The following is a 9,843-nucleotide window of genomic DNA, read 5'->3' as shown; positions in this document are numbered from 1 at the left end:
TTGGGCGCGGGTCAGATTGCTAGGGTATGCTTTACTCATGTTGCTCTCTCAGTGCTGTCTATTATCTATTCACAGCATATACTGAGAGAGTTTTTTTACCACCTCTTAGACTTTTAAAACAGCCTCTAAGAGTCTCGTATGAAATTAGCTAAACACTGGACATCACCTGCAAGTAAAGGTTATGACATAAAGGACTTCACAGGGACTTAGATGAACTACCTCAACGATTTAACATTTCAGTTATTTTGGCATTTACCTGCAAATGTCACACTACTAGCACAAGAAATTCGTGACCCAAATCTTATCAGTCAGATGCAAAGAACTTGGAATCACTTTGTACAGACAGGGCAAATTTGGGCTTTGCTTATTGGTTTGGTGATTGGTTATGTCGTTCGGAATCTTACCAGCTACGGTTGACATCAATGGGGTATAAATTGTAGGGATTAGAGTATTTGCCTACTCCCCATTCCCGTTTTTTTATGACGCAACAACAAACTTGGAGCCAGCGATTTGAATCAGCACTGCATCCTGCGATCGCTCGTTTTAATGCCAGCATCAGTTTTGATATTGAATTAATCGAATACGACCTCACTGGTTCTCAAGCTCATGCCAAAATGTTGGCGCATACGGGGATAATTTCCCAAGAGGAAGGCGAACAACTCGTTACAGGTTTAGAACAAATTCGCCAAGAATATCGCCAAAGACAATTCCAACCTGGGATAGATGCCGAAGATGTACATTTTGCGGTGGAGCGACGACTGACAGAAATTGTCGGTGATGTTGGTAAAAAGCTGCATACGGCGCGATCGCGCAACGACCAAGTTGGTACTGATACCAGACTCTATCTCCGCGACCAAATCTACCAAATACGCCGTCAATTGCGGGAATTTCAGCTTGTTTTGCTAGATATAGCCGAACAAAATATTGAAACTCTTATTCCTGGCTACACTCATTTACAACGCGCCCAACCCTTAAGTTTAGCCCATCACTTATTGGCATACTTTGAAATGGCACAGCGCGATTGGGAACGTTTAGCAGATGTGTACCGCCGAGTGAATATTTCACCCCTAGGTTGTGGTGCTTTGGCTGGAACTACTTTCCCCATTGATCGCCACTACACAGCCCAGTTATTAGAATTTGATAGTGTGTATGCTAACAGCTTGGATGGAGTGAGCGATCGCGACTTTGCGATCGAATTTTTATCTGCTGCTAGTCTGATTATGGTTCACCTCAGCCGTCTTTCTGAAGAAATTATTTTGTGGGCATCGGAAGAATTTCGCTTTATCACTCTCAAAGATAGCTGTGCTACTGGTTCCAGCATTATGCCTCAAAAGAAAAACCCCGACGTGCCAGAATTAGTGCGCGGTAAAACTGGGCGTGTTTTTGGTCATCTTCAGGCAATGTTAGTCATGATGAAAGGCTTACCTTTGGCATATAACAAAGACTTGCAAGAAGACAAAGAAGGTTTATTTGATGGCGTTAATACAGTCAAAGCTTGTTTAGAAGCAATGACAATTTTGCTAAGGGAAGGATTGGAATTTCGTAGCCAGCGCTTGAACGAAGCTGTTGCTGAAGACTTCTCCAATGCTACCGATGTAGCAGATTATCTAGCAGCACGAGGTGTTCCCTTCCGCGAAGCCTATAATCTTGTGGGCAAGGTAGTAAAAACTAGTATTGCTGCGGGTAAACTACTGAAAGACTTAACATTAGATGAATGGCAACAAATACATCCTGCATTCGCCGCAGATATTTATGAGGCTATATCACCTCGGACAGTTGTATCTGCCCGTAACAGTTATGGTGGCACAGGTTTTGCCCAGGTCAACAAGGCTATTCTTGCGGCTCGCGCCCAAATCAAGGATGAAGTAAGCTAATCCCGCCTTTAAGTTGCATAGTCTTTACTTTAGGACTTACCCAAGAACTCTCTAAAACCCTCTTTGCTTCGTGTTCTTCTCCCAAGGTGAGACGCTGCGCGTTGGCGGAAGCCTCTCGTAGAGAATGCGGTAGCCTACGGCAAGCCCTTCGGTCTACATTTTTTCATAACTTTGCGTAAGTCTTGTACCTCACAAAGACGCGGTGATGAGGGAAACGGATAGACGCAGGGATAAAATTTGAATGACTATTAGCTTATTTCCTTCAAGCAAAGAAGGACGTACAAATAAATTGTACGCCCTTCAAAGTATTATCACTCAAGGAATAAGAATTTCAGCAGGCAGCTTATTCAGCATCAATTGCTGCTGCGCCCTCATCTTCCTCACTCTTCGGTGGTCTTTGCTGGAACCTTCTTTGCATTCTTCCCGTTGTAGTCCGTTTACGAAACTTTCTGGCGTATGCCTGGTTCCGTAGCGCCTTTTCTTTTTTCGGGTTACGGCGCTTTGCCATGTTCACCTCATTAATAAACAACAAAAAAAGATAAACTAGGCATCTCTTAGGCATTATCAGCTACTAATGCTGATGCTGTTGATATGATTTTCCCCTAGTTTAACAATCTAGATAATTCTTTGAACAGCATATAATTATATCGCATTGTGTTTAATCATGTCAATATAAATTTCAGATAATTTCCTTAACTTAATAAAATTCAAAAACTAAAATAATCGTAAAAAGGTAAAGTATTCTAAAATTAGACTACACAGATAAAAATTGTAGATATCAGTTAAAAATTCATTAATAACCATAAATTGTGAGAATTTTAGCTGTATATTAAAAAAAGTATTTCTGTAGAACTTGCTGGCGATCGCTCTTCAAAAGTTAGTGACATTTTTTATAAAAATTTGAACTTTCCTTAAACATATAAATTAACTGTTTTTTATAACTTAAATTTCTATTAATTGAGATGTAAATGAAATATTGATTTCTGAATCGCTTGGTGAAATCATGTATATAATAAATACAAAAATTTTATTTTAACCAAATGCTAAAATTGAGCTAGAGAATAAAATCTTAAAGCACAAGCATCTTTGTGTGAAACAAATCTCAATAATTAGCTAGTTGAGTGAATGTGAGTGCAGGAAACAAAAAAACATCACACCGATATTTTCAGCTTGAACGTTCTGGCTTTTTTTGCAGCCGTTATCCAGTCTACACGCGGTTTATGGCGCTATGGACAAACAGTATTAGGTATCATCTTCCGTCATCCTATTACTGGTACAAGTGTTATCCCCATATTACCCGATGGTCGAATTGTCTTAATTCGGCGGCGAGATAACGGTCTTTGGTCATTACCAGGAGGGATGGTGGACTGGGGAGAAGACATTCCCAGTACAGTCCGCCGAGAGTTGATTGAGGAAACTGGACTAGAAGTAGTAGAAATTAAACGTCTGGTAGGTGTTTATTCTGCACCAGACCGTGATCCCAGAATTCATTCGATTTGCGTTGTAGTTGAAGCAGAAGTACAAGGGAAAATGGAAATTCAAGATGCTTTAGAAGTTATGGAAATCCAAGCTTTCTCCCCTAGTTCTTTACCAACTGGGCCAATGTCCCATGACCATTCCCGACAGCTACAAGACTACCTAAACGGTTTGACGACACTGGCGTAACAATATTTTAGATTTTAGCTTGGGGATTTAATTGCAAAATCCAATATAAAAACTACAATCAGCTATGATGTAATTTTTATATATAAGATGGATACGCTATTACGTAACTCCCGCAGAAAGCTCTCTCAAGGACTGTTATTTTGGAGTGAGGCTGGTCAAGGTATTCCTGTGGTTTTATTACATGGTGCTTGGAACGATAGCAGCCAATGGTCATCCGTAGTAGAAAAATTAGCGCAAAATTTCCATTGTTTTGCACCAGACTTATTAGGCTTTGGCGAGTCTGACCAGCCCAAAATTCATCATTCGGTTGATTTACAGGTAGAATGTGTAGCGGAGCTTTTGCAAGCTTTGAGGCTAGAAAGAGTGTATTTAGTGGGACATTCTCTTGGGGGATGGATTGCAGCTAGTTACGCTTTAAAATATCCAGAACAAGTTGAGGGTTTAGTACTTTTAGCGCCAGAGGGCGTAGAAGTAGAACAACAAGAAAAACGTTGGCATAACTTACGAAAATTAGTAGAAATGCCACAGCTATTTATTAAAATTTTAAAATTTATTAAACCATTAACTAAAGTGTTAGGCTGGCACGAAAAATTTGAGCAAGATTTACAGCAACGTCAAAATTTGCTGCAATATCCAACAGCTTGTCAGTTATTATTTCAAAGGCAGACACCAGAAATTAAAGCAGAGTTACTACAAGATAAATTGCATTTAATTCAAGTTCCAGCTTTAATTTTGCAAGGTGGACAAGATACTTTAGATGCTGTGTTTCAAAGCCAAACTTACAAACAATTAATTTCGCAAGTAGATTTTAAATTGGTGGTTCATGCTGGCAATGATTTACCAGAATCTTGTGCTGGAATTGTGGCTGAAGAGATTCGAGATTTTATTCATGGTAATAGCTAATAGAAATTTATGGCTATTATTTGATATTATTCATTGATATTATTGATTGCATTCCCCAAAAAATTAAATTTGGTTCTACAATCAAACGGGCTGCAATTTCAGGGTATAAAGTTTGCATATAGTTCATTAATAAAGTGCGATCGCCTCCTTTAATCGCCACTTTACTCTCAGGCAATAAATCCCACCATGCAGTCATAAAATCTTTGATTCCAGCAATTAAAGTGTAAATTACTCCACTTTGAATAGCCTCTGGTGTGTTGAGTGCAAAACGTTCAGGAAGAGACTTAATATTTCCTATTTCTATTTGTGGTAATTGTCCTGTTTTTTGACCCAAACTCGCAAATTGTAAACCCAATCCTGGCAAAATTGCACCGCCAATTAAACACTGTTGAATATCTGCACCTGTAAAAGTCAGTGCGGTTCCTGCATCAATTACTAGCATGGGAAATCCCCACTTTACCCCAGCACCCCACAAAGCCAAAGCCCGATCAATTCCTAATGTGGGATAGGTATTTTTCAGAGGTACATCATCTAAAGTAATTATGCGGTTATGAGGGTAAGTTTGCCACAGTGCAGTTTGCTGCGGAACCACGGAAGCAATGACAAGGGGAAGAGGTGAAGAAAACCCAGGAAGGGTATGATCTTCTTGTCCCTCTATGGGACTAGTAGGAAAAATCTCTGGTGGTAAATCATCTAAGGTTTGACAGTTACCTAACTGCTGTATAACTAAATCAGGTAGATAGTCTGTATTCCACGTACAGTTAAGGGTTTCGCCTACAAACAGCGCCCAATGTAGCCGGGAATTACCTATCTCTAAAGCCAGCCAAGGTTTCACACTTTTAATTTTTTTAAGGTATCTATAGGTTTTTTAATAAAAATTTACATTAAAACCGTGCCAAAATAGAACAAGAGGAATAAATACTCATTGTGTTAAGGAGGGGAGTTATGGTAGCGCTCACCGAAAAAACTGAAAAACGGCTGACAATACAGACTGAGGAAATTGCCCAAGAGACAACGGCAATTCGCTCTCTAGATTGGGATCGCGATCGCTTTGATATTGAGTTCGGTTTACAAAACGGTACTACCTACAACTCATTTCTAATTCGCGGTGAGCAGACAGCCTTAGTTGACACCTCTCACGAGAAATTCCGCAAACTGTATTTTGATACTTTAACAGGACTGATAAATCCCAAAGATATTGATTATTTGATTATCAGCCACACCGAGCCAGACCACAGCGGCTTAGTCAAAGATTTGTTACAGATGGCTCCAGAAATTACAGTCGTCGCCTCAAAAGTAGCAATTCAATTTCTGGAAGATTTTGTACATCAGCCATTTAAGCGGCGGATTGTGAAAAATGGCGATCGCTTAGATTTAGGGAACGGTCATGAGATAGAATTTGTGATTGCCCCGAATTTACACTGGCCTGATACCATATTTAGCTTCGACCACAAAAATCAAATTCTCTTCACCTGCGATGCTTTCGGAATGCACTATTGCTCTGATGCAACCTTTGACGAAGACTTAAAAACTATCGAAGCAGATTTTAAATACTATTATGAATGCCTGATGGGGCCAAATGCGCGGTCTGTGCTGTCTGCCTTGAAGCGCATGGGAGAATTGCCTGCTATTAAAATGATTGCTACAGGTCACGGGCCGTTACTTCACCACAACGTTGAGGAGTTAACCCAACGTTACCGCAAATGGAGTCAAACCCAAGCTAAACCAGAAACTACCGTTGGTGTATTTTACGTTTCTGAATATGGTTATAGCGATCGCCTCGCCCAAGCTGTGATTAACGGTATCAGCAAAACTGACGTAGCTGTAGAAATAGTAGATTTGGGTTCAGCCACAGATTTACAAGAATTACGCGAACTAGTTGGGCGCTGTTCTGGACTAGTAATTGGTGTACCTCCCATTGCTAATGATGCCACAGCCCAAGCCGCACTCAGCACAGTTTTAGGCTCTGCCAAAGAAAAACAAGCGATCGGTATATTTGAGACTGGTGGTGGTAATGATGAACCAACTTACCCCCTGTTGAACAAATTCCGGGCTTTAGGACTGCACGTAGCATTCCCAGTAATTCAACTTAGCGAAACCCCCAGTGAAATAACTTACAAGCAGTGTGAAGAAGCCGGCACAGACTTAGGGCAATGGGTAACACGCGATCGCAGTATCAAAGCCATGAAATCCCTGGGTGCAGACTTAGATAAAGCCCTCGGTAGACTAAGCGGCGGACTATATATTATCACAGCCAAAAAAGGTGATGTATCCAGCGCCATGTTAGCTTCTTGGGTGAGTCAAGCCAGCTTCAAACCCTTGGGCTTCTCCATCGCAGTCGCCAAATATCGGGCAATTGAATCATTAATGCAAGTAGGCGATCGCTTCGTGTTAAACGTCTTAGAAGAAGGCAATTATCAAACACTCATGCGCCACTTTCTGAAACGGTTCGCCCCTGGTGCAGACCGTTTTGCAGGTATCAAAACCCAGCCAGCTGAAGACGGTACACCCATCCTCGCCGACGCTTTGGCATACATGGAGTGCGAAGTTCAAAGCCGTATGGACTGTGGTGATCATTGGGCAGTATACAGCACCGTCAACGGCGGACGAGTTTCTAAACCAGATGCACTGACAGCTGTACATCATCGGAAGGTGGGAAATCATTACTAAAAAAACGTGAATTCGACTTATAAAAATTAATAAGCTTAGATCCTCGACTTCTTTAAGAAGTCGGGGATGTTTTTGGCATGAAATAGCTGATAGTTATTCACTATATAATGTAATCAATATTCTGTTAAGTCAGGAGAAATGTTTATGCTGACCTCTGAGACTAACAAAACATTATATGAACAAGATTTTTACTTATGGATACAATCTACAGTTGAAGTTTTGCAGGCAGGTGAACTAGAAAAATTAGATATAGAGCATTTAATTGAAGAAATTCATAGTATGGGACGGAGTGAAAAGAGAGAACTTAAAACTCGTCTCATAATCTTGATTGAACATTTATTAAAGTTGCAATACTGGACAGAAGAAAAAGAGTGCAATGCCAGAGGTTGGCGTAATACAATTGTTGAGCAAAGACGGCAAATAATTTACTTTTTAGAAGATAGTCCCAGTTTAAAATCTGTTTTAAATGACATATTTATAGATTGTTATACAGATGCTAGAAATGATACTATCAGAAAGTATCAACTTACCTCAGAACTATTCCCACAAGACTCACTTTTTCTGTAGCTCAGATTCTTGATGAGGATTTTATACCTTAATTTGAGAGCGATCGCTTTATTGTTGGGTATGCAGATAGAGACTGATAAAATTAATCCTGAATAATCCACTTATTTCTATATTTTTAGTGAAACGTGACTCCATTTATTACCAAATTTTCAAGCGATTTCCGACATTAATATTTGAACTCGTTGATAACCGCCCCGCACAGGCGCAAAACTATCGATTTGAGTCAGTTGAGGTGAAAGAAACTGCCTTTCGTATTGATGGGGTCTTTTTACCACCAGAAGACGCAACACCCAGAGTTATCTTTTTTGCAGAAGTTCAATTTCAGAAAGATGAAGCTCTCTATCATCGCTTTTTCACTGAGTCGCTGACGTATTTGTACCGGAATCAGTCTCAATACGATGACTGGTATTGTGTAGTAATTTTTCCTTCACGCAGTTTAGAACCGAGCGATACAAAAACTCATCGAATGTTTTTAAACAGCGACCAAGTGCAGTGTATTTATTTAGATGAGTTAGGGAATTTCAATACTCTGCCAATAGGTATTAATTTAATGCAGTTGACCGTCGCTTCAAAAAAAGTTATGGCAGAGCAAGCGCGTCTATTAATTAAACGGGTACAATTAGAGTCAACTGGCGCACTGCCGAAAAACGAGATCATAGATATTATTACCACGATCGCTGTTTACAAGTTTTCGTCTTTGAGTAGAGAAGAAGTGGAAGCTATGCTGGGACTAACTTTAGAAGAAACAAGGGTTTATCAGGAAGCAAAAGCTGAAGGTCGAGAAGAAGGTCGAGAAGAACGGGAAGCTGAAATATTGAAAGTTACTGTCCCCCTGTTACTAAAAACCGGGATGAGTGTAGAACAGATTGCTCAACAACTCAATGTTGACGTAGAATCTGTTGAGAAATATAGATAAGATATGATGCTTTTTATGAGTCAGGGCGATCGCATTTTATCTTACCTGAATTTAGGCATGAAGATTTGTTCAGTACAATTGAATAAACACGCTCTAAGAGCGATCGCCCCAGTGCTGGATAATGTTGTTGGTATTGGAAACTGCTATTCTCGGCGTTGCTGAATTTAGGGATGAAATAATGAACCGCAAAGTACGCAAAGTACGCATTCTCTACGAGAGGCTTCCGCCAACGCGCAGCGTCTCGTAGAGAAGAACAGGTTTTGAGAGATAAATATCAGAAAATCATCCCGCATTTATGTAACACCTGAAGTTTTTACACCTGGACGGTCACAAAGCTACGTACGCTGGTAGCAACTAAGTACAGAGCCATACTTGCAGAAGCTGGGCTATCTCCCAACACGGTTAACCGCCGACTGGCTGCAATTAAGTCTCTGATTGCCTACGGGCGAAAGCTGGGTGTATGCAACTATGCTGTGGATGTTGACAGTATTCCTGTGCAGCCCTACCGCGATACTAGCGGTGTCACTGATACCGTTTCACTTTAAGTTTGATACAAGTAGGTCGCAGGGGGGCAAAGGGTAGGGAGCAGAGGGAAAGAATTAAAAACCATTAATTTGTATCAAGATTTTCGTGAATTGGTATGAACAAGAATTTTTGAGCGTTATTAAAGAATGCGACCGCTCGACTTGGTGGGTAGGGACTACGCTTTGTTGCTGCTGTTGTGGGGCAATGCTTTGACGAGAAATGAGTTCAGCACTTTGGACTTGAGACATTTTGACGGCTCTAAGGGGACGCTATCAATTTTGGGTAAGGGCAACCAAGTACAGGTGACGATGAATCTGCCAAAAGTCACTGTAGCAGCTATTACTGACTGGCTGATTGAAAGGAGTGGCGATATGTCTTCGTCTCGCCCATTGTTTACGTCGGTAGACTTTTATGCAGAAGGTCACAAGCAATGCCGCATTGCCTAGCTCAAACCTTTATATATTCAGCTTTGAGCTAGGCGTGAAAATTCGGTTTTTTGCGGCGCTTTTATAGAGAATTAATACTAAAGTGCCAATTTAATAAATTGCGTAGTCGAAAATTGCTAAAGTTACGAAACCCATATCCAAGCCGTTTAAGGGACTTCCAGAGAATAAGATATACAAGCCATAAAAATGATAATCATTCTGAAGGGGGAAAGAGCAGTTGCCGTCGGCAACTGCTCTTTCCTCCCAAATATATGCAAGATAAATGTCTGCACTCAAC

At 40.6% G+C, this 9,843-nt stretch carries 12 protein-coding genes; 9 read left to right on the top strand and 3 right to left on the bottom strand.

The window, feature by feature from the left end; genetic code table 11:
• The first annotated feature begins 210 nt into the window (after positions 1 to 210).
• On the top strand, positions 211 to 417 hold the full coding sequence (locus tag IQ259_RS26025; protein WP_193888879.1) for a hypothetical protein: 207 nt from the start codon (positions 211 to 213) through the stop codon (positions 415 to 417).
• A gap of 62 nt (positions 418 to 479) precedes the next feature.
• A complete protein-coding gene (argH, locus tag IQ259_RS26020) occupies positions 480 to 1,874 on the top strand; it encodes an argininosuccinate lyase (protein WP_193888878.1) in 1,395 nt (464 codons plus the stop codon).
• 343 nt (positions 1,875 to 2,217) lie between these two features.
• Here argH and IQ259_RS26015 read toward each other — a convergent pair whose 3' ends face one another.
• The gene (locus IQ259_RS26015) at positions 2,218 to 2,382 is read right to left on the bottom strand and encodes a hypothetical protein (RefSeq protein ID WP_009457656.1); all 165 of its coding nucleotides are present in this window, start codon (positions 2,380 to 2,382) and stop codon (positions 2,218 to 2,220) included.
• A gap of 662 nt (positions 2,383 to 3,044) precedes the next feature.
• Between IQ259_RS26015 and IQ259_RS26010 the strand changes: the two genes are divergently transcribed.
• Both IQ259_RS26010 and IQ259_RS26005 read left to right on the top strand, forming a co-directional pair.
• The gene (locus IQ259_RS26010) at positions 3,045 to 3,539 is read left to right on the top strand and encodes an NUDIX hydrolase (protein ID WP_193888880.1); all 495 of its coding nucleotides are present in this window, start codon (positions 3,045 to 3,047) and stop codon (positions 3,537 to 3,539) included.
• Positions 3,540 to 3,626: 87 nt separating this feature from the next.
• The gene (locus IQ259_RS26005) at positions 3,627 to 4,442 is read left to right on the top strand and encodes an alpha/beta fold hydrolase (RefSeq protein ID WP_193888877.1); all 816 of its coding nucleotides are present in this window, start codon (positions 3,627 to 3,629) and stop codon (positions 4,440 to 4,442) included.
• Positions 4,443 to 4,458: 16 nt separating this feature from the next.
• Here IQ259_RS26005 and IQ259_RS26000 read toward each other — a convergent pair whose 3' ends face one another.
• Positions 4,459 to 5,277 carry a pantothenate kinase gene (locus IQ259_RS26000; RefSeq protein ID WP_193888876.1) on the bottom strand — a complete coding sequence of 273 codons (819 nt, stop codon included), beginning with the start codon at positions 5,275 to 5,277 and terminating at the stop codon, positions 4,459 to 4,461.
• A gap of 110 nt (positions 5,278 to 5,387) precedes the next feature.
• On the opposite strand from IQ259_RS26000, the gene IQ259_RS25995 reads away from it, so the two are divergent.
• From IQ259_RS25995 to IQ259_RS25975, 5 genes are all read left to right on the top strand, one after another.
• Entirely contained in the window at positions 5,388 to 7,112 is a 1,725-nt protein-coding gene (locus tag IQ259_RS25995; RefSeq protein WP_193888875.1) for a diflavin flavoprotein, read from the top strand.
• 144 nt (positions 7,113 to 7,256) lie between these two features.
• Positions 7,257 to 7,679 carry a DUF29 domain-containing protein gene (locus tag IQ259_RS25990; protein ID WP_228014794.1) on the top strand — a complete coding sequence of 141 codons (423 nt, stop codon included), beginning with the start codon at positions 7,257 to 7,259 and terminating at the stop codon, positions 7,677 to 7,679.
• A gap of 118 nt (positions 7,680 to 7,797) precedes the next feature.
• The gene (locus IQ259_RS25985; RefSeq protein ID WP_193888874.1) at positions 7,798 to 8,595 is read left to right on the top strand and encodes an Rpn family recombination-promoting nuclease/putative transposase; all 798 of its coding nucleotides are present in this window, start codon (positions 7,798 to 7,800) and stop codon (positions 8,593 to 8,595) included.
• Between the two features lie 3 nt (positions 8,596 to 8,598).
• On the top strand, positions 8,599 to 8,757 hold the full coding sequence (locus IQ259_RS25980) for a hypothetical protein (RefSeq protein ID WP_193888873.1): 159 nt from the start codon (positions 8,599 to 8,601) through the stop codon (positions 8,755 to 8,757).
• A gap of 509 nt (positions 8,758 to 9,266) precedes the next feature.
• Complete coding sequence (locus IQ259_RS25975; protein WP_193888872.1) at positions 9,267 to 9,566, top strand: hypothetical protein; 300 nt, start codon at positions 9,267 to 9,269, stop codon at positions 9,564 to 9,566.
• Between the two features lie 90 nt (positions 9,567 to 9,656).
• Here IQ259_RS25975 and IQ259_RS27400 read toward each other — a convergent pair.
• On the bottom strand, positions 9,657 to 9,843 hold a 187-nt coding region (locus IQ259_RS27400), incomplete at its 5' end, for a hypothetical protein (protein ID WP_228014793.1).

This window comes from Fortiea sp. LEGE XX443 (genome assembly GCF_015206815.1).
Taxonomy (GTDB): Bacteria; Cyanobacteriota; Cyanobacteriia; order Cyanobacteriales; family Nostocaceae; genus Nostoc_B.
The sequence above is the reverse complement of the archived record's forward strand: the minus strand, read 5'-3'. Positions and strand labels throughout refer to the sequence as shown.